Here is a 25,384-nt window from a genome sequence, read left to right as displayed (position 1 = left end):
CTCCCGGACCCCCAGCCACCCCGCCACAACCCCGCCAGAGCCCCGATGACCACCCTGCCCCGAACCGACCGCCGCGGGCTCCTGCTCCGCGTCCTGCCTCCCGGCCTCTACGCCGGCCGCGCCAGCAAGCTCGTCGAGCGCTCGGTCCTCGCCTACTCGCGCATGTGGCTGGTCTTCGCCTCCGGCGTGCTCGAGCCGCTGCTCTACCTCGTCGCCTTCCAGATCGGCTTCGGCAGGCTCGTCGGCGACGCCATCGGCCCGGACGGGCAGCCGATGAGCTACGTCGCGTTCGTCGCGCCCGCCCTGCTGGCCTCGTCCGCCATGAACGGCGCCATCTTCGACAGCACGTTCAACGTGTTCTTCAAGTTCCGCTACGCCAAGACCTACGACGCGATGCTGGCCACCCCGATCGGCCCGCTGGACATCGCGATCGGCGAGATCTCCTGGGCCGTCCTGCGCGGCGGCCTCTACTCGGTCGCGTTCTTCGCCGTGATGGCCGCGATGGGCCTGGTCACCTCACCGTGGGCGCTGCTGCTGATCCCGGTCGCCCTGCTGATCGCGTTCGCCTTCGCCGCGATCGGCATGGCCTGCGCGACCTTCCTCCGCTCGACGTCCCAGTTCGACTACATCCAGCTGGCCGTCGTCCCGATGTTCCTGTTCTCCACCACGTTCTACCCGCTGTCGGTCTACCCCGGCGCGCTGCAGGTCCTCGTCCAGTGCTCGCCGCTCTACCACGGCATCCAGCTGATGCGTGAACTCGCCGTCGGCGCCCTGCACCCGGGCATGATCGGCCACATCGCCTACCTGGTGGCGCTGGCGGTCCTCGGCGTCTGGGGCGCGGCCCGCCGCCTCAGCGGGCTGCTCCTGCGCTGACCCGCACCAGCCCGTGCCCGTAGAACCCGTTGTAGCCGGTGTACCCGGCGCAGAACGCGTCCTGCCGCCCGTCCCCGGTGAGGTCGTAGTCCACGGGGCACGGCACCGGTCGCGCGCGCTCCTCCAGCGCCCGCCGCAGCTGCCGGGCCGTCGCCCCGGGCCGCTCGGCCGCGAGCACCGCCGCCGCACCGGCCACGTGCGGCGCCGCCATCGACGTGCCGCACAGTTCGCCGTACCCGCCGGGCGTCGTGGACAGCACGCACGAGCCGCCGTCGCCGCCCGGCGCGGTCAGGTCGACCACCCCGAGCCCGTACGAGCTGTACCGGGCCTTCACCTCGTCCCGCCCCACCGCGGACACGGTCACCACGTCCCGCACCGCCGCCGGGAGCGCGTCACATCCGCCCGCCCGGGACGCCGGCGTCAATTCCACCGCGTCGTTGGTCGCGGCGGCCACGTTCAGCGTGCCCCGCGAGGCCGAGTACACCACCGCCCGGCCGATCGCCTCGCGCACCACCTCGCGCGCCGGCGACCAGCTGCACGACGGCCCCCACGTGTTGATCGCGAAGCTGCTGTTGGTGACCGCCATCCGGTGCTCGGCCGCCCACATCAGCCCGCACACGACGGCCTCCGACGTCACCAGCCCGCGGTCGTCGATCACCTTCACCGACGCCACCCGCGTCCCGGGCGCGACCCCGGTGGTGCCCCGGCCGTCGTCGGCCGCGGCGATGATCCCGGCGACGTGCGTGCCGTGCCCCGACGTCGTGGCCCGCCACGCCCGCTCGGCCGGGTCGGCGACACCGCCCACGCAGCCCGCCGACTCGTCCCGGTCCACCGCGGCCGCGAGATCGGGGTGGTCCGGGTCGATCCCCGAGTCCAGCACACCGACCACCACGTCCGGGCTGCCGGCGCCGGGACCGCCCACCGCGGCCAGGTTCCACTGCTCACCGGAGCGGTCGGCGGCAGGCACGTCCGACGGCGCGGTCGCCCGCAGCCCGGGCCGCGGAGACCGCTGCCCGGTCCGCCGCTCGTCCCGCGCGCTGTAGACCCGGCCCGGCCCCATCCGCTGCGCGAAGCCCGGGTCGCCGGAGGTGGCGACGCCCACACCGATCTGCGGGTAGTAGCCGGTCAGCTCCCCGCACGCGGCGCCCACCTGGTCCCGGGCCGCAGCCGGCGGCGTGTCCCGGTCGAAGACGACCAGGTAGCGCTCGTCCCGCCCGCTGTCCGCGCACGCCTGCTCCGGCTCCGCCGCCGCGATCCGGACCGGCGTCAGCGCCAGGACGGCGCACGCGGCCGCCACCAGTGATCGTCCGAAGCCGGGCAACGGGGACCTCCAACAGGGCGAACAGCGGCCGGAAGCCGTCGGCGTCCAGCCGCACGCTAAGCCACCCCGCGCGGCGCCGACAAGCGCGACGCGCAAGTTCGCCCGGCCGTGGTCACGCGCCTGTTGGCACCGAGTACGCCGCACCGGACGCACCGTGTGGGATACTCGGCTTGGCTGCTTCCGCCGACACGCCCGCGACCTGCGGTCCGTTCCGGGGGTTGCGGTCCGGAGACAGGCTGGAAGAGCGCCAGGTCGTCGCCGCCAGGAACCACCTGGGTGGCTCGACGAGCGGCAGGGCGGGCGGGAACCGCCGGCTCGGACGGCCCGTCACCGAGCGGACCTGCCATCGGCGGGTGCCGGACCCCGGCACCGTCGGGGCGAGACGAGGCACAGGATTCCCGCCGGCGGTGACCACCCCGGCGGACCAGACAGGAAGGGCCCCTGTGCGGCCGCGTCCGCCAGCCCAAGCGGCTGGGACGCGCCCGGGGGCGGAGGAGATGTATGTCGAACGCGGACACACCCGCCGAGAACACCGGCGGGAACACCGCCCTACCCGCAACCGGCCCGCTGGGCGAGTTGCCGCCCCGCGTCCGGGTGCACGCCCTGGCGAAGCTGCTCGGCTCCAACAGCCGGGTCGTGCTGGCGAAGCTCTCCGAGCTGGGTGAGACGGCGCGCAGCGCCCAGTCGAGCGTGCCGCGGGAGGTCGCGGTGAAGGTCGCCGAGGCGCTCGCCCCGGCCGACGAGCAGGCCGTCGAGGAGGCGGCTGCCCCCGAGGCGGTCGCTCCCGCCGAGGATGCCGCGCCCGCGCCGGACGCCGTCCCGGAGAGCACGCCCGAGCCGGTCGTCCAGACGCCGGCCACCCCCGAGCCCGCCACCCAGGTGACGCCGGAACCCGAGCCGGAGACCGCACCGGCCGCCGCCGCGCCCGAGCCCGTCGCCGAGCCCGCGCGGCAGCCGAAGCGCCCGCCGCACATGCCGGTCTTCGCGGCCCCGTCACCGGTGTTCCTGCCGCCGGAGGCCGGTGCCGTCGAGGAGCTCGCGCCCAAGGCCGAGCCGGTCGGCGAGGACAAGCCGGACGAGGACGCCGACGAGGGCGAGGACGGCGCGGGCCGCCGTCGCCGCCGCCGGGGCCGCCGCGGCCGCGGCCGGGGCAAGGGCGGCGACGAGAACGCCACCGAGACCACCGAGGCCGACGAGACCGACGATTCCAGGCCGGCCGAGGAGGCCGCCAAGGCCGAGGCCGAGGACACCGCCGACGAAGCCGAGCCGTCCGAGGACACCGACGAGACCGAGGGCTCGAGCCGTCGCCGCCGTCGCCGTCGCCGCCGGAAGGGCTCGGACGGCGACGCCGAGGCCACCACCGACGACCCGCCGAACACCGTCGTCCACGTCCGCGAGACCAAGGCCGAGGACAAGGACCGCAACGGCAGCAGCTCCGACGGCGTGCGCAGCGTCCGCGGCTCGACCCGCCTGGAGGCCAAGCGCCAGCGCCGCCGGGACGGCCGCGAGGCGGGCCGCCGCCGCGCGCCGATCCTGTCCGAGGCCGAGTTCCTGGCCCGCCGTGAGTCGGTCGAGCGGACGATGGTCGTCGCCGAGCGCGGCGAGCACACCCAGATCGGCGTGCTCGAGGACGGTGTCCTGGTCGAGCACTTCGTGACCTCGCAGGGCAGCGGATCGATCGTCGGCAACGTCTACCTGGGCCGCGTGCAGAACGTGCTGCCGTCGATGGAGGCCGCGTTCGTCGACATCGGCCGCGGCCGCAACGCCGTGCTCTACGCCGGCGAGGTCGACTGGGACGCCGCCGGCCTGGAGGGCAAGTCCCGCAAGATCGAGCAGGCCCTGTCCACCGGCGACAACGTGCTGGTGCAGGTCACCAAGGACCCGGTCGGGCACAAGGGCGCCCGGCTGACCACGCAGATCTCGCTGCCCGGCCGCTTCCTGGTCTACATGCCCTCGGGCGGCGCCACGGGCATCTCGCGCAAGCTGCCGGAGAACGAGCGGCGGCGGCTCAAGGACATCCTCAAGCGGATCGTCCCCGAGGACGCCGGTGTGATCATCCGCACCGCGTCGGAGGGCATCAGCGAGGAGGAGCTGGAGCGCGACGTCCGGCGGCTGAAGGCGCAGTGGGAGGTCGTCAAGGAGAAGGCCGACGCGGCGTCCTCCGGCAAGAAGTCGTCCGCTCCGGTGATGCTGTACGAGGAGCCGGACCTGCTGGTCAAGGTGGTCCGCGACCTGTTCACCGAGGACTTCGTCTCGCTCGAGGTCCAGGGTGACACGGCGTGGGAGACCATCCGCGCCTACGTCGAGCACGTCGCGCCGGACCTCACCCCGCGGCTCAAGCGCTACGTCGGCACCGGTGACGTGCTGGCCGAGCACCGCATCGACGAGCAGCTCACCAAGGCGCTGGACCGCAAGGTGTGGCTGCCCTCGGGTGGTTACCTGGTCATCGACCGCACCGAGGCGATGACGGTGATCGACGTCAACACCGGCAAGTTCACCGGTTCGGGTGGCAACCTGGAGGAGACGGTCACCCGCAACAACCTGGAGTCGGCCGAGGAGATCGTGCGCCAGCTGCGGCTGCGCGACATCGGCGGCATCATCGTGATCGACTTCATCGACATGGTGCTGGAGTCCAACCGCGAGCTGGTGCTCAAGCGGCTGACCGAGTGCCTCGGCCGGGACCGCACCCGTCACCAGGTCGCCGAGGTCACCTCGCTGGGCCTGGTGCAGATGACCCGGAAGAAGATCGGCACCGGCCTGCTCGAGGCGTTCTCCACGACGTGTGAGCACTGCAAGGGCCGCGGGGTCATCGTCTCGACCGAGCCGGTCAAGTCGGGCAACGGCGGCAACGGCGGCGGTCACCAGCACGGTGGCGGCGGTGGTGGTTCGCGCCGGTCGCGCGGCCGGGCCAAGACCGAGGAGCCGCAGGCGGAGAAGACCCCCGAGCCGTCGCCGGTGCAGCGGGAGAGCACGATCTCGGCCGTCGAGGCGATGGCCAAGGCCGCGAAGATCGCCTCCACGAAGACCGAGGGCGGCGAGAAGGCGGACACCGCCGAGCAGAACGGCGCGGCTCCGGCCACCGAGGAGACCGCCGTCCCGGAGAAGGCCGCCGGCGGCCGTTCCGGGCGCAGGTCCGGAGCGAGGGCCCGCCGCGAAGCCGAACCGGCCCAGCCCGAGGAAGCATCCGAGGCCGGGTCGCAGGCGCAGCCTGCGGCGGGCGAGCCCGCCGGGCAGGCACAGGCGGCGGGCCAGACCGAGCAGTCGGCCGCGGCTCAAGCCCGGCACGAGGGGGCGGGGCAGGCCCGCTCCGAGGCACGGCGTGAGCCGGACGCGGTGACCGAGCCGCAGGCTCGGCCCGAGACCGCACGTCAGGCCGAGCCACAGGCACAGCCCGCGGCAGCGGGCGAACCGGCTGGGCAGGCACAGTCCGCGGCGGGTCAGCCCGCCGCGGAGGCCGGTTCCGGGGGCGCGCCGCAGGCGCAGGCCGGGGCGGGCACCCAGCAGCCCGAGGAGCCGCAGCCCGGTCAGCCGCCCGCCGCGGAGCAGGCGAAGCCCGCCCGCTCCTCCCGGACCCGCCGCGTCGCCCGCAGGCCCGCGGCGCCCCCGGAGCCCGTCCAGGCCGCCACCGAGCCGTCGCAGCCCGTCACGGTCCCGGCCGGCCCCGTGGAGACCCCCGCGGCCACCACCGGTCAGGATGACGCCACCGATGCGTCTCCGGAGGTCAGCGTGCCCACGCCGGCCACCCGGACCGCGAGCCGGCGCCCGCGCCGTGCGGCGTCCCGCCCGGCCGGCCCGCCGGTGCACGCGTCGGAGCAGAGCTGATCCACCTTCGTGAGCCCCGGTGTCAACCGGCACCGGGGCGTCACGTAACCTGTAAGACGGCCCGTCCCCGGACGGGCTATGGCGCGATCACCGGACCGCACACAGCGGGACGTGGCGCAAGCCCTCACCCATTGTCGAGTTAGCAGGAGACTTCCGTGTCGGCGTACGCGATCGTCAAGACCGGCGGCAAGCAGTACAAGGTGGCCGTCGGCGACGTCGTCGAGGTCGAGAAGCTCGAGGGCAAGCCGGGCACCGAGCACTCTTTCCCCGCCGTGCTGTACGTCGACGGCAGCGATGTCACGGCGGATGCCGAAGCACTCGCGAAGATCTCGGTCACCGGCAAGGTCGTCGAGCAGACCAAGGGTCCCAAGATCCGCATCCACAAGTTCAAGAACAAGACCGGGTACCACAAGCGGCAGGGTCACCGTCAGCAGCTGACCCGCGTCGAGGTCACCGGAATCACGAAGTAAGGAGCTGCAGGAGCCATGGCACACAAGAAGGGTGCGTCCAGCTCCCGCAACGGGCGCGACTCCAACCCCCAGTACCTCGGCGTCAAGCGCTACGGTGGTCAGCTCGTGAACGCCGGTGAGATCCTGGTCCGCCAGCGCGGCACCAAGTTCCACCCCGGCCTGAACGTGGGCCGTGGCGGCGACGACACGCTGTTCGCCCTCTCGGCGGGCACCGTGGAGTTCGGCTCGAAGCGTGGCCGCAAGACGGTCAACATCGTCCCGGCCGAGGCCTGAGGGTCCGGCTAGACAACCCAGCACCTTCAGCGAGGGGCGGGCCCGGAACAGATCCGGTCCCGCCCCTTGTTGCTGAAGATGGCTGATATCCCTCCGAAGAAATGAGAAGAGGCTTCACGATGGCGTCCCGGTTCGTTGACCGCGCGGTGATCCACGTCGCCGCGGGCGACGGCGGGCACGGCTGTGCCTCGATCCACCGCGAGAAGTTCAAGCCGCTCGGCGGCCCCGACGGGGGCAACGGCGGCAACGGCGGCGACGTCCGGCTCGTCGTCGACCCGAACGTGCACACGCTGCTCGACTTCCACTTCCACCCGCACGCGAAGGCCACCAACGGCCGCCAGGGGCAGGGCAGCCACCGCGCCGGCGCGGCCGGCGAGACCCTGGAACTCAAGGTGCCCGACGGCACGGTCGTGATGTCCGAGGACGGCGAGGTCCTGGCGGACCTGGTCGGCCCGGGCACCACGTTCGTCGCCGCCCAGGGCGGGCGCGGCGGCCTCGGCAACGCGGCGCTGGCGTCCAAGGCCCGCAAGGCGCCCGGCTTCGCCCTCCTCGGCGAGCCCGGTGAGCAGCGCAGCCTCGTGCTGGAGCTGCGCTCGGTCGCCGACGCGGGCCTGCTCGGCTTCCCGTCCGCGGGCAAGTCGTCGCTGATCTCGGTGTTGTCCGCGGCCAAGCCGAAGATCGCCGACTACCCGTTCACCACGCTGGTGCCGAACCTCGGCGTGGTCAACGCGGGCGACACCGTGTTCACGATGGCCGACGTGCCGGGCCTGATCCCGGGCGCCAGCGAGGGCAAGGGCCTCGGCCTGGACTTCCTCCGCCACATCGAGCGCTGCGCCGTGCTGGTGCACGTCGTCGACTGCGCAACCTACGACCCGGGCCGCGATCCGGTGTCCGACGTGGACGCCCTCGAGGCCGAGCTGGCGCGCTACACCCCGGCGCTGGGCGGCGACCTGGACTCCCGCCCGCGGGTCGTGGTGCTGAACAAGATCGACGTGCCCGACGCCGCCGAGCTGGCCGAGATGGTGCGCCCCGAGTTCGAGGCGCGCGGCCTGCCGGTGTTCGAGGTCTCCACGGTGACCCGCCAGGGTCTGCGCGAGCTGACCTTCGCGCTGGCCAGGGAGGTCGAGAAGTACCGGGCCGCGCAGCCGGCGGCGGAGCCGACGCGGATCGTGCTGCGGCCGGTGGCGGTCGACGACTCCGGCTTCAGCATCGAGGAGGACCCCGAGGAGGCGGGCGGCTTCATCGTGCGGGGCGCGCGTCCCGAGCGGTGGATCCGGCAGACCGACTTCGGCAACGACGAGGCCGTGGGCTACCTCGCCGACCGGCTCAACCGGCTGGGCGTCGAGGACGCGCTGGCCAAGCGCGGCGCCGAGCCGGGCTGCCCGGTGACGATCGGCGACATCACCTTCGAGTGGGAGCCGTCCACGCCGGGCGTGGCGGCGCACATGACCGGTCGGGGCACCGACGTGCGGCTGGAGCAGAACAACCGCGTGTCGGCGGCCGAGCGCAAGGAAGCCCGGCGCATCCGGCGCGACGGGCCGGACCAGCCCGAGGACGAGGACGCGACAGCACGATGAGCGTGGCCCGCAAAGCCGTCGCGGCGGCGGAACGGCTGGTCGTCAAGGTCGGTTCGTCGGCGCTGACCACCGCAGGCGACGGGCTCGACGTGACGCGGCTGAACGCGCTGGTCGACGCCATCGCGGCGCGGATCGCGCAGGGCAGCCAGATCGTGCTGGTGTCCTCCGGCGCGATCGGGGCCGGGCTGGCGCCGCTCGCGCTCGGCAAGCGGCCACGGGACCTCGCCACCCAGCAGGCCGCAGCGAGCGTCGGCCAGCTGCAGCTCGCGCACGCCTACGCCGAATCGTTCGGCCGGTACGCGCTGACCGTGGGCCAGGTGCTGCTCACCTCCGACGACGTGGTGCGGCGCGCGCACTACCGCAACGCCCAGCGGACGTTTTCCCGCCTGCTGGCGCTGGGTGCGGTGCCGGTGGTCAACGAGAACGACACGGTGGCCACCGAGGAGATCAAGTTCGGCGACAACGACCGGCTGGCCGCGCTGGTGGCGCACCTGATCGGCGCCGACGCGCTGGTCCTGTTGTCCGATGTGGACGGTCTGTACGACGGGGACCCGCGGTCCGGCTCGACGCGGCGCATCGCCGAGGTCGCCGGGCCCGCGGATCTGGAGGGCATCGCGGTCGGCATGTCCAGCTCGGGCCTGGGCACCGGCGGGATGGTGTCCAAGCTGGCGGCGGCGCGCACGGCCGCGTCGGCGGGTATTCCGGTGCTGCTGGCCGCGGCGTCCGACGCAGCCCTGGCGCTGTCCACGGCCGAGGTCGGCACCGCGTTCCGGGCCGCTGACAGCCGGTTGTCCGCGCGCCGGTTCTGGCTCGGTTACGCGGCCGGCACCCGCGGGCGCGTGCCGCTCGACGACGGCGCGGTGGCCGCGGTCGTGCGGCGCCGCCGGTCGCTGCTGGCCGCGGGGATCACCGGGGTGGACGGTGACTTCGAGGCGGGCGACGTGGTGGAGCTGGTCGACCCGGCGCAGCGCGTGGTGGCCCGTGGCGTGGTGGCGTTCGACGCGGGAGAGCTGCCCGAGCTGATCGGCCGGTCCAGCCACGAGCTGCCGGAGGAGCAGCGCCGCGAGGTCGTGCACGCCGACGATCTGGTGCCGTTCCGCCGTTAGCGCAGTTCCGAGCCCTTCGTTTCGGGCAGGGTGAGCAGCACCAGGAACGCGATCACCGCGCCGGCCGCGACGTACCAGAAGAACACGATCGGTGCGCCGGCGGCGGAGAGCGCGCTGATGACCAGGGGAGCGGTGCCGCCGAACACGGCGACCGTGAGGTTGTACCAGGCGCCGATGCCCAGGCCGCGCAGCTCGGTGGGGAACAGCTCGCTCATGATCGCCGGCGCGACGCTGGACAGGGCCGCGTAGAGCCCGAGGCCGACGCAGAAGACGATGAGCAGGTTGGCCAGGCCGGGTTTGACCAGTGTGGACAGCGGCACGATGAGGATCGCGGTGGCGGCGGACCAGACGAACAGCTGGGGTTTGCGCCCGATGCGGTCGGAGAGCGCGCCGAAGGGGTACTGGAGCGCGACGAACAGCGCGGTGGCGATGGACAGGGCGAGGAAGACGTCGACGTCGTTGACGTGGCGGGTCTTGACCGCGAACGGCGTGAGGGCGCTGAAGAACGTGTAGTAGCACAGCGTCGAGAGCATGCTGATGCCGACGAGCTGGCCGACGGCCTTCGGGTGTTCGCGCAGGGTGGTGAGCAGGGGGCGGCGGACGCGCTGGGCGCGGCCCTTGTTCTGCTCGAACTGTTCGGTCTCGGACAGGCTGCGGCGCAGCCAGAGGCCGACGATGCCGAGGACGCCGCCGAGCAGGAACGGGATGCGCCAGCCCCAGGAGCTCATGTCGGCCTTGTCCATGGTGCGGGCGAGGACGAACCCGAGCACCGAGGCGAGCAGCACCGCGGAGCCGGTGGAGATGTAGAAGAAGGACGAGTAGCGGCCGCGCCACTTCGGCGGCGCGATCTCGCCGAGGTAAGCGGAGGCGTTGGAGACTTCGCCGCCGAGGGAGAGCCCCTGCGCGATGCGGGCGAGGAGCAGCAGGATCGGGGCCAGCCAGCCGACCTGCTGGAACGTCGGCAGGATCGCGATGACGATGGAGCCGCCCGCCATGAGCGTGATGGTGAGGATCATGGCCGGCTTGCGGCCGCGGACGTCGGCGAACCGGCCGAGCAGCAGCCCGCCGAGGGGCCGGAAGAAGAAGGCGAGCGCGTAGGTGGCGAAGGTGTTGATCTGGGCGAGCAGGTCGTTGCCGGCCGGGAAGAACGCGGTGGCGAAGTAGATGCTGAACGTCGCGTAGATCGTCCAGTCGAACCACTCCAGCGCGTTGCCGACGCTGGCCGCGAACAACTTCCCGACGGGCAGCCGGTGCCGGACTTGCGTGCCCACCTTCGACTCAACCACCGCATACCTCCACATTCACCCGATGGGGTGGGACAATGCCACACCTCGGCCCAGACCGAAAGATTCCTTTCCGCCCGGAAGGGGCTGAGCTGCACTTTCCTGTGGGAGCGCCCGGAAGTGACACCCACGCGGCGGACGCACCACACCCAACGGCGACGCCCACCGCCCGGTGTCCGGTCATCACAGGCGCCCGGATGACTGCGCCGATACCGCGGGCGCGGGGGCGCCGACATGGCGGGGCGCCGGCAGCCTGACGCAGATGGCCTCAACCACTCCCCACCTGGCGCGACTGGCGTCCACACGGTGCCCGCCGGGGGTGGCCTTCACGCGGTGGCTGGCTGGCACCGGTGGCGTTGGCACGGTGTCCGGCTGGCGTTCGCACGGTGCCCCGCTGACGCCGCTGGCCTTCACACGGTGGCCGGCTGGCGCGGCTGGCGTTCGCACGGTGGCCGGCTGGCGCGGCTGGCGTTCGCACGGTGTCCGGCTGGCGCGGCTGGCGTTCGCATGGCGCCTGGCTGACGCCGGTGGCGTGCGCACCGTACCTAGCTGGTGCGCGTGGCCCTGACACGGTGCCCGGCTGGCGTGGGTGGGCGCCGCGCGGTGGCCGGCGGGTGCCCATGGCCTTTATGCGGTGTCCGGCTGGCGCGGGTGGCTTCACGCGGTGTCCGGCCGGTGCGGGTGGCCATCACAGGCTGCCCGACTGGCGCGGGTGACCACGACACAGTGCCCGGCCAGCGCGGGTGGCGTTCGTGCGGTGTCCGGTCGGCGCGGGTGGCGTTCGTGCGGTGTCCGGTCGGCGCGGCTGGCGTTCGCGCGGTGTCCGGCTGGCGCGGCTGGCCTTCGCGCAGTGGCCGGCTGGGCGCAGGCCGCCGTCGCACCGGGCCTCACCGGAGTCCGGCTCCATCCCGGCAGGTTCGCCCTCCGAACGTCCTCCGGTCGCCTGCCTACGTCATGGCTGGAGGCCACCACGGCTCGCCCCGCCGCGGGAGCCGTGCCGTGCCTGCGTAAACCGCCGATTACCGGTCTGCTTTCAAACCAATTCCTCCCCTCAGTTCGTGCTCGCCAGTGCGAACGGCAGCACGGCCGGCGCCCCGCCCTGGCGCAGGAGCCGTGCGGCCAGCGTCATCGTCCAGCCGGTGTCCACGAGATCGTCCATCAGCAACACCGGTCCATCCACACCGGACAACTCCGTGGCCACATCGCCCGGCACCGCAAGCGATTGCCACAGATCCGCCACCCGCTGCGCGCTGTTCGCCCGCCGAGGGCGGCCGCCGCGGCTTTCCAGCGTGCCGAGAAAGCGCAACCGTCCGATGTGTGCCAGCCGGGTCGCGAGGTCGTGCACCAGGCGCGGCCGGGTCGCGGACGGCAGCGCCACCACGGCCACCGGCCGCTGCTCCCACCGCCAGGCCGCCAGAACCTGAACGCACGCCTGGAAAACCGCCTCCGGCACCTCACCATCCGTTGCCCGCTCGCCGACCAGCTCCCGCAACGGCCCGCCCCACCCGACGTCCGTCAGCCGCCCGAGCGTCCGTCCCGGCTCGGCCAGCTCGCCCTTCCCGATCCGCCCGGACAGCGGCACGTCGAGCGACCCCATACCGGTCGGCCACTGGCGGCGCGGGCCCACCTCGACCCCCGGCCGCCGGAGCCGCTCGTCGGTCTTCTCGACCGCCTCCGCCGACACCGTCACGTCCCGGTGCTCGCCGGTGCAGTTGTCGCACCGCCCGCACGGCTCGGCGAACGGGTCGTCCAGCTGGCGGCGCAGGAACTCCATCCGGCACGAGGTGGTGGCCTGGTACTCCAGCATCGCCTGTTGCTCCGCCCGCCGCGCCTGGGCGACGCGCTCGTACCGTTCGCGCTCGTAGTGCCAGTCCTGCCCGGTCGCCTCCCAGCCGCCCTTCACCCGCCGCACCGCGCCGTCCACGTCGAGCACCTTCAGCACCATCTCCAGCCGTGACCGGGACAGTTCGACCATCGGCTCGAGCGCTGCCGTCGACAATGGCCGGTCGGCGTAGGCGAGCGCGTTGAGCACCTGGTTGACGCGCTGCTCGTCCGGGAAGGCGAGGGACGAGAAGTACCGCCAGATCTCGGCGTCCTCCTGACCCGGCAGCAGGATCACCTCGGCCCGGCGCACGCCACGACCGGCGCGCCCGACCTGCTGGTAGTAGGCGATCGGCGAGGACGGCGCCCCGACGTGAACGACGAACCCGAGGTCGGGCTTGTCGAACCCCATGCCCAGCGCCGAAGTCGCCACCAGCGCCTTCACCCGGTTGGCGAGCAGATCGTCCTCCGCCGCTTCCCGCTCGGCCGGCTCGGTCTTGCCCGTGTACGCGGCGACCGGGAACCCGCGCTCGCGCAGCATCTCCGCGATGTCGTGCGCCGCCGCGACGGTGAGCGTGTAGATGATGCCGGACCCCGGCAGCTCGCCGAGCCGGTCCGCGAGCCAGGCGAGCCGCGCCTGCGGGGTGGGCAGCTTTGCGACCGACAGGTGCAGGCTCTCCCGGTCGAGCGGGCCACGCAGCACCAGCGCGTCGCCGCCCTGGCCGAGCCCGAGCTGTTCGGCGACGTCGGTGACCACCCGGTCGTTGGCGGTCGCGGTGGTCGCCAGCACGGGCACCCCCTCGGGCAGTCCCGCCAGCAGGGTGCGCAGGCGCCGGTAGTCGGGCCGGAAGTCGTGGCCCCAGTCGGAGATGCAGTGCGCCTCGTCGACGACCAGCAGCCCCGCTGTCGTGGTCAGCTTGGGCAGCACCGTGTCGCGGAAGTCCGGGTTGTTCAGCCGCTCCGGGCTCACCAGCAGCACGTCGATCTCGCCGGCCGCGATGCGCGCCTGCACGTCGTCCCACTCCTGCTGGTTGGCCGAGTTCATCGTCGCCGCGTGGATGCCGGCCCGCCCGGCCGCGGAGATCTGGTTGCGCATCAACGCCAGCAGCGGGGAGATGATCACCGTCGGGCCCGCCCCTCGCTCGCGCAGCAGGGCGGTGGCCAGGAAGTACACGGCCGACTTGCCCCAGCCGGTGCGCTGCACGACGAGAGCGCGTCTGCGGTGGGCGACCAGCGCTTCGATGGCTGTCCACTGGTCGTCGCGCAGGGTCGCGCCGTCCCCGGCCAATGCCCGGAGCAGCGTTTCGGCTCGTTCGCGCAGGAGGTGAAGGTCCACGGGTCAACGTCTACCCCAACGCTCCGACGAAACCGAGCCGAGTACCGCACGAGTGGACCAGTCGTCGAGTAATGTGACGTAAGACACATCAAATGTCCGCATCAGGACACCCGAACAGCGGAGTCTCCTCGCTGTCGGGGCCTCCGGTGGTTCCCCTCGAACCCCCGGCGGAGCGAAGTGCGCGGGTGCTGTTACCGGGGAGCGGGGCAGTACCCGCGCACTCGCGCTTCTACGATCCGTTCATGTCACCACGCCGAATCGGGGTCATGGGCGGCACGTTCGACCCCGTCCACCACGGCCACCTCGTCGCGGCCAGTGAGGTGCAGTCCCGGTTCGACCTCGACGAAGTGATCTTCGTGCCGACCGGCCAGCCGTGGCAGAAGTCCGGCAGGCGGGTCACCCGGGCCGAGGACCGCTACCTCATGACGGTCATCGCCACCGCCTCCAACCCGGTCTTCTCGGTGAGCCGGGTGGACATCGACCGGGGCGGCGAGACCTACACCGTCGACACCCTGCGCGACCTGAAGAGCGAGTACCCCGAGGACGAGCTCTTCTTCATCACCGGCGCCGACGCGCTCGAACAGATCCTGACCTGGCACAACGCCGACGAGCTGTTCACCCTCGCGCACTTCATCGGCGTCACCAGGCCCGGGTACAAGCTCAACGACCACCACCTGCCCAGCGGCAAGGTGAGCCTGGTCGAGGTGACCGCGATGGCGATCTCGTCGACGGGCTGCCGCGACCGCGTCGAGCACGGCGAGCCGATCTGGTACCTGGTGCCCGACGGCGTCGTCCGGTACATCGACAAGCGGGGGCTGTACCGCAAGCCCGCCTGACACGCCGCCGGGGCCGCCGACGGCGGCAGGTACCCTCGGTGGACCGACGGTCTCAGGATGAGGGAGCACAGGAGTGGCAGCGACGTCCCAGGCACGAGACATCGCGACCGTGGCGGCACACGCCGCCGCGGACAAGAAGGCCACCGACGTGGTGGTGCTGGACGTCTCCGAGCAGCTCGTCATCACCGACGTGTTCGTCATCGCCTCGGCGCCCAACGAGCGCCAGGTGGGGGCCATCGTGGACAACGTCGAGGAGAAGCTGCGGGCGGCCGGGCACAAGCCGGTCCGCCGCGAGGGCGCGCGCGAGGGCCGCTGGGTCCTGCTCGACTTCGTCGACGTCGTGGTCCACGTGCAGCACGACGAGGAGCGCTCGTTCTACGGCATCGAGCGGCTCTGGAAGGACTGCCCGCGCATCGAGGTCGCCGGGCTCGCCGAGGCCGTCGACGCCGGGGACGCCGGGGACGCCTCGTGAGCTTCCGCCGCCTCGTGCTGTGGCGGCACGGGGAGACCGACTACAACGCCGCCGGGCGCATGCAGGGCCACCTGGACTCGGCGCTGACCGAGGTGGGCTGGAACCAGGCCCGCTTCGCCGCGCCCGCGCTCGCCCGCTTCGAGCCCGACCTGGTCATCTCCTCGGACCTGCACCGGGCCATGGACACCGCTACCGTGCTCACCGAGGCGATCGGGGTGCCGCTGCGCATCGACAAGCGCCTGCGGGAGACCCACCTGGGTGACTGGCAGGGCCTGACCGGCGCCGAGGTCGACGCGGGCTGGCCCGGTGACCGCGCCATCTGGCGCGTGGACGCGACCTGGGCGCCGCCGGGCGGGGAATCCCGCGTCGAGGTCGCCGAGCGCGCCTCCGAGGTCGTCAGCGACCTGCTGGCCGGTGACGACCCGGGTGAGACCGTGCTGCTGGCCGCGCACGGCGGGCTGATCACCGCCCTGACCGGCAAGCTGCTGAACCTGCCGGTGGAGGCGTGGCCGCAGCTCGGCGGGATCGGCAACTGCCACTGGGTCGAGCTGGGCCTGCGCGACGACCGCTGGCGCCTGCACGCCTACAACGCCGGAATGCTCGGCTGAGATGCCGAGGCTGCTGGTCTTCGGCGACTCGCTGAGTTTCCAGGGCCCGGAGAGCCCGTGCGCGGCCGACGAGCCCCGGCTGTGGCCGAACATCGCCGCCGCGGCGCTGGGCGGCAGTGCGGACCTGGTGGCCTCCGCGGGCTGGACCGCGCGCGACGCGTGGTGGGCGATGATCGGCGACCCCCGCGTGTGGGCCGATCTGAAGCACGCCGACGCCGTGGTGCTGGCCGTCGGGAGCATGGACACGCTGCCCTCGCCGCTGCCGACCTACCTGCGCGGCGGCCTGCGGTACCTGCGGCCGGCCGGTTTCCGCCGCACCGTCCGGAAGGCGTACCTGGCGGCTCAGCCTCGGCTGGCGGTCGCGCTGCGCGGCCGCCCGCGGGTCCTGCCGGCGAAGCTCACCGTGCACTACCTCGACCGCGCTGTCTACGCGCTGCGCATCCTGCGGCCGGAGATGCCGATCGTGGCCGTCCTGCCCAGCGTCCACCAGGCCTCGTCCTACGGCAACGTGCACACCGGGCGGGAAGAGACGGCCGCCGCCATCGCCGCCTGGTCGCGGCGGGCGGGCGTGCCGCTGCTGAACCTGGCCGAGGTGGTGGGGGAGCACGTCCTGAGCGGCCGCGGCAACCCGGACGGCATGCACTGGGGCTGGGAGGGGCACGCGCTCGTGGGCAAGGCGATGGCCGCGTTGATCGGTCCGCTCCTGGACCCCGGCGAACCGCCGGCCGGCACGTAGGCTGGCGTCGTGCCGGTCGCCGTCATCACGGATTCCACCGCCCATCTGCCCGAGGGCTTCGCCGAGCGGTATGCCCTGCGCGTCGTCCCGCTGCACGTTCTCATCGACGGGGTCGCCGCACTGGACGGAGTCGAGGTGGGGGCGGCGGCGCTCGCCGAGGCGCTGGGTCAGCGCCGGATCGTGACGACGTCCCGGCCGACGCCCGGCGAGTTCGCGACGGTCTTCCAGGAGGCGCTGGAGGCGGGCGCGGACTCGGTCGTGTCGATCCACCTGTCCAGCGAGATCTCCGGGACCTGGGAGTCCGCGGTGCTGGCGGCGCAGGAGGTGGGACCGGATCGCGTGCGAGTCGTCGATTCGCGCGGGACGGCCATGGGGCTCGGGTTCGCGGCGTTGCACGCGGCGCGCGCGGCGTCGGCCGGCGCTGCGGCGGAGGAGGTCGAAGCGGCCGCGACGGCGGCGGTGCGCTGCTCTGCGACGCTGTTCGTGGTCGAGACGCTGGAGTACCTGCGGCGGGGCGGGCGGATCGGCGCGGCGGCGGCGTTGCTGGGCACCGCGCTGGCCATGAAACCGGTGCTGCACCTGGACGACGGCCGGATCAAACCGCTGGAGAAGGTGCGCACGATGAACCGCGCCATCGCGCGCCTGGTCGAACTCGCCGAGGAGGCCGCCCGCGGGGAACCGGTGGAGGTCGCCGTGCACCACCTCGCGTCCCCGGAGCGGGCGGTGGAACTGGCGAACCGCATCGAGGAGCGGGTGAGCGTCACCGACGGCTGCGTGGTGTCGGAACTGGGCGCGGTGATCGGCGCGCACACCGGGCCCGGTGTGGTCGGCGTTGTGGTGCAACGGAATCCAGGCGGGCCCGGCAGCCGCTGAATCTTCCCGGACTCGCCGAAACCTTGTCGCGCAAGCACTTGAGTGACGCACGCCCAAAAAGCTCCACCATGCCACACGTCACCGACAGAAAGCCGTGCCACCGCGGCGGAACGCGCCACTTGTCCACAGACCCCCACTTGTCCACAGCCTCCCCAATTCCCGCTTCTCCCTCCTCCCCGCGCCCCCTAGCGTCGAATGCGTGTTCGAACGATCAGCCCCGGAATCGCCGGGCATCCCCGTCAACCGCAGGCTCGAGCAGCTCGCCGGTCAGGCCCTCGCCGCCGACCAGGACATCGGGCCACCGGGCGCCGTCGGACGGCTGGTCGAGCGCTGGGTGCCGGCCGCGCTCACCGGCAGTCCGCAGCGGCGGCGCCTGACCACGGTCCTCCTGTCCCTGGTCGCGGTCCTGGTGCTCGTCGGCACCTCGATCGCGCTCCTCGGCGGCAGTCCGCCCGTCGAACACGCGCCGGTTCTGCCCGCGGCCCCGGACCGGCCCGCGCCGGTCTCCGCGTCCGCCAGCCGGGTCGCCGACAGCTCCCTGGTGATCAGCGTCGTCGGCAAGGTCCGCAACCCGGGGCTCGTCACCGTTCCCGGCGGTGCGCGCGTGGCGGACGCCCTGCGCGCGGCCGGCGGCGCGATCGAGGGCACCGACGTCACGGCGCTGAACCTCGCGCGGAAGCTGAGCGACGGTGAGCAGATCTACGTCGGCGTCCCGCCACCGCCCGGCGCGTCGCCACCGGCCGCGGCCGGCAGCGCCCCGGCGCTCGTCGACCTGAACACGGCCACGGCGGAACAACTCGACGCGCTCCCGGGGATCGGCGAGGTGACCGCCCAGCGCATCATCGACTGGCGCACCCAGCACGGCACGTTCCGATCCGTCGACGAGCTGCGCGAGGTCGAGGGCATCGGCGAGGCGCGGCTGTCCCGGCTGCGGGACCAGGTGACGGTGTCGTGATCACGGAACCCGTTGTCCGGCACGACTTCCGTCTGGTGCCGGCCGCGCTGACGCTGTGGCTCGGGGCGCTGCTCGGAATGCTGGGGGCGTGGTGGCTGGCCCTGGCGTGCGGCGTCGCGGCAGTGCTGGTGTCCGTGGTGCTGCTGATCAGGCTGCGTCCGGGCCGGTCACGCTGGTGGACGGGCGCGGCTGCGCTGCTCGTGGCCGGTCTCCTGCTGGCCGGGCCGCTCGGGCTCCGCCTGAGCCGGGCGGAGCACGATCCGCTCCGCGGCCTCGCGCAGCGCGGAACCGAGGTGACCCTGCACGTGCTGGTGACGGAACGCCCGAAACCGGTGCGTTCGGCCGGGTACGCCGATCAGCAGGCTGGGCCGAGGTCGGTGGTGATCGCGGCTGAGGTCCTGCACGCGGAACACGGCGCGCAGCCGGTGGTCTCGTCCGGGCGGGTCGCGCTCCTCGCGCCGTTCGCGCCGTGGAGCGAGGTCATCCCGGGTCAGGAGATCACCGCGAGCGGTGAGCTGGCCCCGCCCCGGGACGCCGACCTGACCGTCGCCGCGATCTACGTGCGCGGTCCGCCCGCGGCGGCCACGGAGGCTCCGTGGTGGCAGCGCGCCGCCGAGTCGCTGCGCGAGGCGCTCCGGCAAGCGTGTGCGGTCCTGCCCGAGGAGCAGGCCGGTCTGGTGCCGGGCCTCGTGGTGGGCGACACGAGCGGGCTGTCCGAACGGCTCGACCGCGAGTTCACCGACGCCGGGCTGACGCACCTCATGGCCGTCAGCGGGTCCAACGTCGCGATCGTGTGCGGTGCCGTCCTCCTGCTGTTGCGGCTGCTGCGGGCGGGGCCACGGCTGTCGGCGGCACTGTCCGGGCTGGCGCTGGCCGGGTTCGTGGTCCTGGCGGGCGCGGAGCCGAGCGTTCTGCGGGCCGGGGTCATGGGCGGGATCGCCCTCCTGGCGCTGGCGTTGGGGCGGGAGCGATCGGTCGTGCCCGCGCTGGCCGCGGCGACGTGCGTCCTCGTGGCGTGGGATCCCGCGATGGCCGTGAGCTTCGGCTTCGCGCTCTCGGTGATCGCGACGGCCGGGCTGGTGCTCCTGGCGCCGCGGTGGGCGGAAGCCCTCCAGCGTCGCCGGGTGCCGCCGGGTTTCGCGGAGGGGCTGGCGGTGCCGGCGGCGGCGTTCGTGGTGACCGCGCCCGTCGTGGCCGGGATGGCCGGGCAGCTGAGCCTGGTCAGCGTGGCGGCGAACGTGCTGGCCGCGCCGGTGGTCGCTCCGGCGACGGTGTTCGGGGTGCTCGCGACGGTCGTCGCCACCGCGTGGCCCGCCGGTGGCGAGATGGTCGTCCGGCTGGCCGGGCCGGAGGCGGGCTGGCTGATCGTCGTCGCGCGGCGGGCGTCGGAAGTGCCCGGGGCGGTGCTGGCGTGGCCCAGCGGCTGGTGGGGCGGGGTCCTCGCGCTGGTGGTCGCCGTCGCCGTGGTGCTGGCGCTGCGCCGGCGGCGGCTGCGGGTGTTGCTGGCGCTGGTGCTGGCCGGGGTGCTGCTGGTCGTCCTGCCGGGCAGGGTGATCGCGCCCGGCTGGCCGCCGCCGGGCTGGGCGGTCGTCGCCTGCGATGTCGGTCAGGGCGACAGCCTCGTGCTGGCCACCGGTGAGCCCGGTCGGGCGGTCGTGGTGGACGCCGGGCCAGAGCCGGGGCCGGCCGACCGGTGCCTGGACCGGCTGGGCGTCGAGCGGGTGCCCTTGGTGGTGCTGAGCCACCTGCACGCCGACCACATCGGCGGGCTCGACTCGGTGTTCGAGGGGCGGTCGGTGGGGGCCATCGCGGTGGGACCGGGGCGGCAGCCGGACTGGGCGTGGCGTCAGGCCGGCCGGATCGCCGCCAGGCACGGGGTTCCGCTGCTCGAACTGGACCTCGGTCGACGGCTCGAGTGGCCTGCGCTGGACCTGGAGGTGCTCGGTCCCCGGTACGTGCCGGAAGGAGAGGACGACGACGGAACACAGATCAACAACGGCTCGGTCGTGCTACGGGCTCACACGGCGGCGGGCGGCGTGCTGCTGACCGGTGATGTGGAACTGGCCGCGCAGGCCGACCTGGTGGCTGCCGGAACGGATCTGCACGCGGAGATCCTGAAGGTGCCCCACCACGGCAGCAGGTTCTCGCTGCCCCAGTTCCTGGCCGCGGTGTCCGCGCGGCTGGCGCTGGTGAGCGTCGGTTTGGGCAACCGCTACGGCCACCCGAACCGCACGACACTCGACACCCTGACCGCGGACGGCGCGCTCGTCGCCCGCACGGACACCGACGGCGACACCGCGGTGATCCCCGATCAGACCGGTCCGGCGCTGGTGCGCCGGGGGAAGTGAGGTGGAACCTTGATTACAGACCCAGCGCCTCGTGCACGGCCGCCGCCGACGGCGGCACGGTCGCCTTGGGGCCGACCTCGTTCTCGATCGCGTCCAGGGTCTTCAGGCCGTCACCGGTGATGAGAAGGACGGTCTCGGCGTCCGGGTCGATCTTGCCGGCCTCGATGAGCTTCTTCGCCGTCGCGACGGTGACACCACCGGCGGTCTCGGTGAAGATGCCCTCGGTGCGGGCCAGCAGGCGGATGCCCTCGACGACCTCTGCGTCGGTCACGTCCTCGATCGCGCCGCCGGTGCGGCGGACCGTGTCGAGCACGTAGGGGCCGTCGGCCGGGTTGCCGATCGCCAGCGAACGGGCGATCGTGTCCGGCTTGACCGGCTGGACGACGTCGTGGCCGTTGCGGAAGGCCGCGGAGACCGGCGAGCAGCCGGCCGCCTGGGCACCGAAGACCTTGTACGGGGTGTCGTCGACCAGGCCGAGCTTGGCGAACTCGCGGAAGCCCTTGTCCACCTTGGTCAGCTGCGAGCCCGAGGCGATCGGCACGACGATCTGCTCGGGGATCCGCCAGCCGAGCTGCTCGGCGACCTCGTAGGCGAGCGTCTTCGAGCCCTCCGAGTAGTAGGGGCGCACGTTGACGTTCACGAACGCCCAGTTCTCGTGCTCGGCGGCCAGCTCGGTGGCCAGGCGGTTGACGTCGTCGTAGTTGCCGTCCACGGCGATGAGGTTGCCGTCGTAGACCGCGGTGGTCAGCACCTTGGCGCGCTCGAGCGAGGACGGGATCAGCACCACGGACTGCCAGCCGGCGCGGGCGGCGGCCGCGGCGACGGCGTTGGCCAGGTTGCCGGTGGACGGGCAGGCCAGGGTGTCGAATCCGAACTCGCGAGCCGCGGCCAGGGCGACGGCGACGACGCGGTCCTTGAACGAGTGGGTGGGGTTGCCGGTGTCGTCCTTGACCCACAGGCTCTTCACGCCGAGAGCCTTGGCGAGCCGGTCGGCCTTCACCAGCCTGGTACACCCGGGCTCGGTGTTCGGGATCTCCTCGACGTTCGAGGGCACCGGGAGGAGCTTCTTGTAGCGCCAGATGTTGCGCGGGCCGGCCTGGATGTCCTCGCGGCGCACACGGCCGAAGTCGTAGGCGACCTCGAGCGGGGAGAAGTCCTCGGCGGAGACGAACTCCGGGGCGAGCGGCTGGCGGTGACCCTCTTCCTTGGAGACCAGTTCCACGGCCGGACCGAGGTCGATGGTGCCGCGGGTGGTGGTCGAATCGAGGGCTGCAGTCATCGCGAGGTTCCTTTCCTCATCTGTCCCGCTGACGCGGGCCGGAATTGGCACCGTGATCGTCAGCTACCTCGCGGAATCGAGATGACAGGCTGACGCCGGTTGCCGGGGCTTCGTCGGGCCGTTCCCTCTGCCCCTCTGGATGAGCGGTATTCGATTGTGGTGGCTCACGCGCTCGCGCGATGCCTGGTTGACAACATACGGCACATCGCTCGGACCACGCCATGCCCCTGCGGGTTTCATCACGCTCGGGAGCTGTCGGTGGTCCGTGGGAGGATCTGAACCGTGACCGCGCCGGCAACCACCTCCGCCCCCCTGCAGCTCGTGCTCGGCGAAGAGGAGCTGCTCGTCGAGCGCGCCGTCCGGGGCGCTCTCGATCAGGCCCGCCGGGAGGACCCGACTGCCGAGATGACCAAGGTCCGCGTGCCCGATCTCACACCGCCCGCCCTCGCCGAGCTGGTCAGCCCGTCGCTGTTCAGCGAGGGGCGGGTCATCGTGCTGGAGGGCGCGCAGGACATCGGCCAGGAGCTGGCCGACGCGGTGCTGGCCTACGCGAAGATGCCGGCCGACGGGGTCGTCCTCGTCGTCGTGCACACCGGGGGCGGACGCAGCAAGGCGGCCAAGTCCCTGCCCGCGGCGCTGCGCAAGGCCGGTGCGCAGGTCACCGAGTGTCCGAAGATCACCCGGCCGGCGGACCGCGAGTCGTTCGTCCGCAACGAGGTCCGGCAGGCCGGTGGGAAGATCGATCCGGCGGGTGTCGCGGCGCTGATCGACGCCGTCGGATCCGACCTGCGGGAGCTGGCCGCGGCCGCGTCGCAGCTGGTGGCGGACTCCGGCGGGCGGGTCGACGAGGAGGCCGTGCGCCGCTACCACCGGGGCCGAGCGGACGTGACCGGCTTCGCCGTGGCGGAGAAGGCCGTCGCGGGGGAGCGCGGCGCGGCGCTGGAGGCGATGCGGTGGGCGCTGCAGATCGGCGTGGCGCACGTCCTGATCGCCGACGCCCTCGCCTACGCGGTGCGCACCATCGCGCGGGTGTCGGCGGCGGGGCGCGGCAACCCGAACCAGATGGCCGGTGAGCTGGGCATGCCGCCGTGGAAGATCCGCAAGGCGCAGGGACAGTCCCGCGGGTGGACACAGGCCGGCCTCGCCGAGGCGATGGCGGTGGTGGCGAGGGTGAACGCCGAGGTCAAGGGCCAGGCCGCGGACCCGGCCTACGCGCTGGAGCGGGCAGTCCTGGAACTCGCCGCCGCCCGCGACAAGCGCTGAGCCCGGCTGGCGGACCCGGAACAGCGCCGGGGCGGGCGCTGTGGGGTTGGGGGTTGCTGGTGAGCGCCTGGGCCGGGAAGTCACCGCTGCTGGTGCAGTCATGAACCGACGCCGGCCGCGCAGCCGGAGGGCGGCTGCCGTGACCGGGGTGCCGTGGGCGGTCCCGCGTCGATCGCATCGGGGGAAGTGGCAGCCTTGTCAGCCTGCGGGAACGGCGAAGGGGCGGGCACCCTGCCGGATGCCCGCCCCTTCGCTGGAGATCAAGCTCAGAGCTGGTTGACGCGCTTGGCCATCGCCGACTTCTTGTTGGCGGCCTGGTTCGCGTGGATGACGCCCTTGCTGGCGGCCTTGTCCAGGGCGCGAGCGGCAACCTGCTGCAGCTCGACGGCCTTGGCCTTGTCGCCCGACTCGGCGGCCTCGCGGAACTTGCGGATCGCGGTCTTCACCGAGGACTTGACCGACTGGTTGCGCTGGCGCGCCTTCTCGTTGGTCTTGATGCGCTTGATCTGGGACTTGATGTTGGCCATGAAGGCGCTCCTTCGATCTGTCGGTGGGTTCGCTGCCGCGCTGTACCGGCCCCGGCGTGCGGGTTTCCTCCCTGGCGGAATGCCACACGGCAACGACCGTCAAGGTTAGCAGGGCGCTACGGTGTCACTCGCACTGGCTGGGAGGGAGCAGGTGAACGGCACGGCGCTCGGGCTCGTACTCCTGGCTGCCGTCGTGCACGCCGGGTGGAACCTCGCGGCCAAACGGGTCGCCGCCGGGGCCCGGTTCGTCTTCCTCTACTACACCGTCTCGGCGGTGGTCTGCGCCCCGGTCGCGGTCGTCGCACTCGTGGCCGAGGGGCAGCATCCACAGTGGACCTGGCTGGTGGCGGCGCTGCTCACCGCGGTCTTCCACATCGCCTACAGCATCGTGCTGCAGCGGGGGTACCGCGTCGGCGACCTGTCCGTCGTCTACCGCTGGCGCGGGGGAGCGGACCGCTGCTGTCGGTGCTCGCGGCCGTCGTCCTGCTCGGCGAGCGGCCGGGGTGGCTCGGGCTCGCCGGGGCGTTCCTCGTCGTCGCCGGGGTGCTGGTGATCGGGCTCGGCTCGCGCTCGGCCGCGGACGCCCGCGCCCGCCGGGCCGGGGTCTGGTACGGGCTGCTCACCGGCGTCGCCATCGCCGCCTACACGCTCTGGGACGACCACGCCGTCAACGCCCTCGCCGTCCCGCCCCTGACCTACTTCGCCGCCGGCTCGGTGCTGCAGAGCCTGCTGCTCGCGCCCGCGGCCATGCGGGCGGGCGGCCGGATCGGCGCGCTGTGGCGGTCGCACTGGCGGGAGGCGGTGATCGTCGGGGTGCTGTCGCCCGTCGCGTACCTGCTCGTGCTCTACGCGATGCGCATGGCGCCGATCAGCCTGGTCGCCCCCGCTCGGGAGGTGAGCATCGTGCTGGGCGGGCTCGCCGCCTGGCTCGTGCTGGACGAGCCGCACCCGGTCCGCCGCCTGGCCGGCTCGGTCGTGGTCCTGGCCGGGATCGCCGCGATTGCGGCCTCCTGACCGGGTGGGGTAGGGAGGAGGTATGGACGTGCTGAGCAGCCGGGTGCTGATCCACCCCCGCGACCCCGAGAAGACCACGGCGTTCTACCGGGACGTGCTCGGCCTGGCGATCTACCGCACGTTCCCCGGCGGCACCGTGTTCTTCACCGGCCAGGGCTACCTGGAGGTCGTCGGCCGCGGCGAGAAGGGCACCAGCCCGGACGTCGAGCTGTGGTTCCAGGTCCGCGACCTCGAGGCCACGCTCGACGAGCTGGCCCAGCGCGGGGTTCAGCCGGACCGCGAGGCGCGCCGGGAGCCGTGGGGCCTGGACGAGGCGCGCATCTCCGACCCGGACGGCACGTCGATCGTGCTGGTGGAGATCCCGCCGGACCATCCACTGCGGACGGACGTCAGGCCGCAGTGACACCCGCGCAGGGGGCGGACGGCGGTTCGATCGGCCGGGTTCGTGCCGCCGCCGATCCGGGGCGAGCGGCCGTGCGGGGCTGAATCCGCCGCGGTGCGGGGGCGTGTGGCTGGGTGGTGCTGTGGGGGTTCGTGCTGCCGCGGGTTGGAGGGCGGTAGCGGCCGTGCGGGGCTGAATCCGCCGCGGTG

Annotated in this window: 20 protein-coding genes, 1 pseudogene and 1 riboswitch; of the genes and pseudogenes, 16 read left to right on the top strand and 5 right to left on the bottom strand. The window is 73.0% G+C overall.

The features are described 5' to 3' along the window. The first annotated feature begins 45 nt into the window (after nucleotides 1–45). Nucleotides 46–873: an ABC transporter permease gene (locus D0D15_RS29065; protein ID WP_094007731.1), complete on the top strand. Its 828-nt coding sequence runs from the start codon at nucleotides 46–48 to the stop codon at nucleotides 871–873. Here the strand turns inward: D0D15_RS29065 and D0D15_RS29060 are convergent. Then, entirely contained in the window at nucleotides 851–2,194 is a 1,344-nt protein-coding gene (locus D0D15_RS29060) for a S8 family peptidase (protein WP_162830682.1), read from the bottom strand. The two genes, D0D15_RS29065 and D0D15_RS29060, sit on opposite strands and share 23 nt — an antisense overlap. A 501-nt stretch (nucleotides 2,195–2,695) precedes the next feature. On the opposite strand from D0D15_RS29060, the gene D0D15_RS29055 reads away from it, so the two are divergent. From D0D15_RS29055 to proB, 5 genes are all read left to right on the top strand, one after another. Beyond that, nucleotides 2,696–6,016, top strand: coding sequence for an Rne/Rng family ribonuclease (locus tag D0D15_RS29055; protein WP_115944904.1), 3,321 nt, complete (start codon nucleotides 2,696–2,698; stop codon nucleotides 6,014–6,016). Nucleotides 6,017–6,171: 155 nt separating this feature from the next. Further along, nucleotides 6,172–6,486, top strand: coding sequence for a 50S ribosomal protein L21 (gene rplU / locus D0D15_RS29050; protein ID WP_094007728.1), 315 nt, complete (start codon nucleotides 6,172–6,174; stop codon nucleotides 6,484–6,486). Between the two features lie 15 nt (nucleotides 6,487–6,501). Beyond that, the gene (gene rpmA / locus D0D15_RS29045) at nucleotides 6,502–6,759 is read left to right on the top strand and encodes a 50S ribosomal protein L27 (RefSeq protein ID WP_094007727.1); all 258 of its coding nucleotides are present in this window, start codon (nucleotides 6,502–6,504) and stop codon (nucleotides 6,757–6,759) included. Nucleotides 6,760–6,878: 119 nt separating this feature from the next. After that, nucleotides 6,879–8,336 carry a GTPase ObgE gene (gene obgE, locus D0D15_RS29040; RefSeq protein ID WP_094007726.1) on the top strand — a complete coding sequence of 486 codons (1,458 nt, stop codon included), beginning with the start codon at nucleotides 6,879–6,881 and terminating at the stop codon, nucleotides 8,334–8,336. Beyond that, nucleotides 8,333–9,442 (top strand): glutamate 5-kinase, encoded by a 1,110-nt coding sequence (proB, locus tag D0D15_RS29035; RefSeq protein ID WP_115944903.1) that lies wholly within the window; start codon nucleotides 8,333–8,335, stop codon nucleotides 9,440–9,442. The genes obgE and proB overlap by 4 nt, the downstream gene beginning before the upstream one ends. On the opposite strand, the gene D0D15_RS29030 is transcribed toward proB, so the two are convergent. Further along, complete coding sequence (locus D0D15_RS29030; protein ID WP_094007724.1) at nucleotides 9,439–10,728, bottom strand: MFS transporter; 1,290 nt, start codon at nucleotides 10,726–10,728, stop codon at nucleotides 9,439–9,441. The genes proB and D0D15_RS29030 overlap by 4 nt on opposite strands. 1,048 nt (nucleotides 10,729–11,776) lie before the next feature. After that, on the bottom strand, nucleotides 11,777–13,882 hold the full coding sequence (locus D0D15_RS29025) for a RecQ family ATP-dependent DNA helicase (RefSeq protein ID WP_094007723.1): 2,106 nt from the start codon (nucleotides 13,880–13,882) through the stop codon (nucleotides 11,777–11,779). 242 nt (nucleotides 13,883–14,124) lie between these two features. On the opposite strand from D0D15_RS29025, the gene nadD reads away from it, so the two are divergent. The 7 genes from nadD (at nucleotide 14,125) to D0D15_RS28990 (ending at nucleotide 20,710) form a co-directional block, all read left to right on the top strand. Beyond that, nucleotides 14,125–14,718: a nicotinate-nucleotide adenylyltransferase gene (gene nadD, locus D0D15_RS29020; RefSeq protein ID WP_094007722.1), complete on the top strand. Its 594-nt coding sequence runs from the start codon at nucleotides 14,125–14,127 to the stop codon at nucleotides 14,716–14,718. A gap of 73 nt (nucleotides 14,719–14,791) precedes the next feature. Further along, complete coding sequence (gene rsfS, locus D0D15_RS29015) at nucleotides 14,792–15,190, top strand: ribosome silencing factor (RefSeq protein ID WP_094007721.1); 399 nt, start codon at nucleotides 14,792–14,794, stop codon at nucleotides 15,188–15,190. Continuing rightward, a complete protein-coding gene (locus D0D15_RS29010) occupies nucleotides 15,187–15,798 on the top strand; it encodes a histidine phosphatase family protein (protein WP_094007720.1) in 612 nt (203 codons plus the stop codon). The genes rsfS and D0D15_RS29010 overlap by 4 nt, the downstream gene beginning before the upstream one ends. Nucleotide 15,799: 1 nt before the next feature. After that, the gene (octT, locus tag D0D15_RS29005) at nucleotides 15,800–16,534 is read left to right on the top strand and encodes a diglucosylglycerate octanoyltransferase (RefSeq protein ID WP_094007719.1); all 735 of its coding nucleotides are present in this window, start codon (nucleotides 15,800–15,802) and stop codon (nucleotides 16,532–16,534) included. Between the two features lie 9 nt (nucleotides 16,535–16,543). Next, the gene (locus tag D0D15_RS29000) at nucleotides 16,544–17,407 is read left to right on the top strand and encodes a DegV family protein (protein WP_094007718.1); all 864 of its coding nucleotides are present in this window, start codon (nucleotides 16,544–16,546) and stop codon (nucleotides 17,405–17,407) included. 199 nt (nucleotides 17,408–17,606) lie between these two features. Continuing rightward, nucleotides 17,607–18,362 (top strand): ComEA family DNA-binding protein, encoded by a 756-nt coding sequence (locus tag D0D15_RS28995; RefSeq protein ID WP_094007717.1) that lies wholly within the window; start codon nucleotides 17,607–17,609, stop codon nucleotides 18,360–18,362. Nucleotides 18,363–18,439: 77 nt separating this feature from the next. Continuing rightward, on the top strand, nucleotides 18,440–20,710 hold the full coding sequence (locus tag D0D15_RS28990; protein ID WP_244214994.1) for a ComEC/Rec2 family competence protein: 2,271 nt from the start codon (nucleotides 18,440–18,442) through the stop codon (nucleotides 20,708–20,710). A gap of 13 nt (nucleotides 20,711–20,723) precedes the next feature. On the opposite strand, the gene thrC is transcribed toward D0D15_RS28990, so the two are convergent. Next, nucleotides 20,724–21,989: a threonine synthase gene (gene thrC, locus D0D15_RS28985; RefSeq protein WP_094007716.1), complete on the bottom strand. Its 1,266-nt coding sequence runs from the start codon at nucleotides 21,987–21,989 to the stop codon at nucleotides 20,724–20,726. Between the two features lie 13 nt (nucleotides 21,990–22,002). After that, nucleotides 22,003–22,135, bottom strand: a riboswitch (SAM riboswitch). A gap of 136 nt (nucleotides 22,136–22,271) precedes the next feature. On the opposite strand from thrC, the gene holA reads away from it, so the two are divergent. After that, nucleotides 22,272–23,252 carry a DNA polymerase III subunit delta gene (gene holA, locus D0D15_RS28980; protein WP_115944902.1) on the top strand — a complete coding sequence of 327 codons (981 nt, stop codon included), beginning with the start codon at nucleotides 22,272–22,274 and terminating at the stop codon, nucleotides 23,250–23,252. Between the two features lie 266 nt (nucleotides 23,253–23,518). Here the strand turns inward: holA and rpsT are convergent, their stop codons facing one another. Beyond that, nucleotides 23,519–23,779: a 30S ribosomal protein S20 gene (gene rpsT / locus D0D15_RS28975; protein ID WP_094007714.1), complete on the bottom strand. Its 261-nt coding sequence runs from the start codon at nucleotides 23,777–23,779 to the stop codon at nucleotides 23,519–23,521. A gap of 151 nt (nucleotides 23,780–23,930) precedes the next feature. Between rpsT and D0D15_RS28970 the strand changes: the two are divergent. Both D0D15_RS28970 and D0D15_RS28965 read left to right on the top strand, forming a co-directional pair. After that, nucleotides 23,931–24,793 (top strand): annotated as a pseudogene (locus tag D0D15_RS28970) (EamA family transporter). Nucleotides 24,794–24,815: 22 nt separating this feature from the next. Beyond that, entirely contained in the window at nucleotides 24,816–25,196 is a 381-nt protein-coding gene (locus D0D15_RS28965) for a VOC family protein (RefSeq protein ID WP_094007713.1), read from the top strand. Nucleotides 25,197–25,384: the final 188 nt, after the last annotated feature.

Source organism: Amycolatopsis thermalba (genome assembly GCF_003385215.1).
GTDB lineage: Bacteria > Actinomycetota > Actinomycetes > Mycobacteriales > Pseudonocardiaceae > Amycolatopsis_E > Amycolatopsis_E thermalba.
This window is presented reverse-complemented; position numbering and strand designations above follow the sequence as displayed.

What these genes read in the sequence shown, in the direction of transcription:
- D0D15_RS29065 (WP_094007731.1), top strand. Translation starts at nt 46, where the DNA reads ATGACCACCCTGCCCCGAACCGACCGCCGCGGGCTCCTGCTCCGCGTC.
- D0D15_RS29055 (WP_115944904.1), top strand. Translation starts at nt 2,696, where the DNA reads ATGTCGAACGCGGACACACCCGCCGAGAACACCGGCGGGAACACCGCC.
- rpmA (WP_094007727.1), top strand. Translation starts at nt 6,502, where the DNA reads ATGGCACACAAGAAGGGTGCGTCCAGCTCCCGCAACGGGCGCGACTCC.
- obgE (WP_094007726.1), top strand. Translation starts at nt 6,879, where the DNA reads ATGGCGTCCCGGTTCGTTGACCGCGCGGTGATCCACGTCGCCGCGGGC.
- proB (WP_115944903.1), top strand. Translation starts at nt 8,333, where the DNA reads ATGAGCGTGGCCCGCAAAGCCGTCGCGGCGGCGGAACGGCTGGTCGTC.
- nadD (WP_094007722.1), top strand. Translation starts at nt 14,125, where the DNA reads ATGTCACCACGCCGAATCGGGGTCATGGGCGGCACGTTCGACCCCGTC.
- octT (WP_094007719.1), top strand. Translation starts at nt 15,800, where the DNA reads ATGCCGAGGCTGCTGGTCTTCGGCGACTCGCTGAGTTTCCAGGGCCCG.
- D0D15_RS28990 (WP_244214994.1), top strand. Translation starts at nt 18,440, where the DNA reads ATGCTGGGGGCGTGGTGGCTGGCCCTGGCGTGCGGCGTCGCGGCAGTG.
- thrC (WP_094007716.1), bottom strand. Translation starts at nt 21,989, where the DNA reads ATGACTGCAGCCCTCGATTCGACCACCACCCGCGGCACCATCGACCTC.
- rpsT (WP_094007714.1), bottom strand. Translation starts at nt 23,779, where the DNA reads ATGGCCAACATCAAGTCCCAGATCAAGCGCATCAAGACCAACGAGAAG.
- D0D15_RS28965 (WP_094007713.1), top strand. Translation starts at nt 24,816, where the DNA reads ATGGACGTGCTGAGCAGCCGGGTGCTGATCCACCCCCGCGACCCCGAG.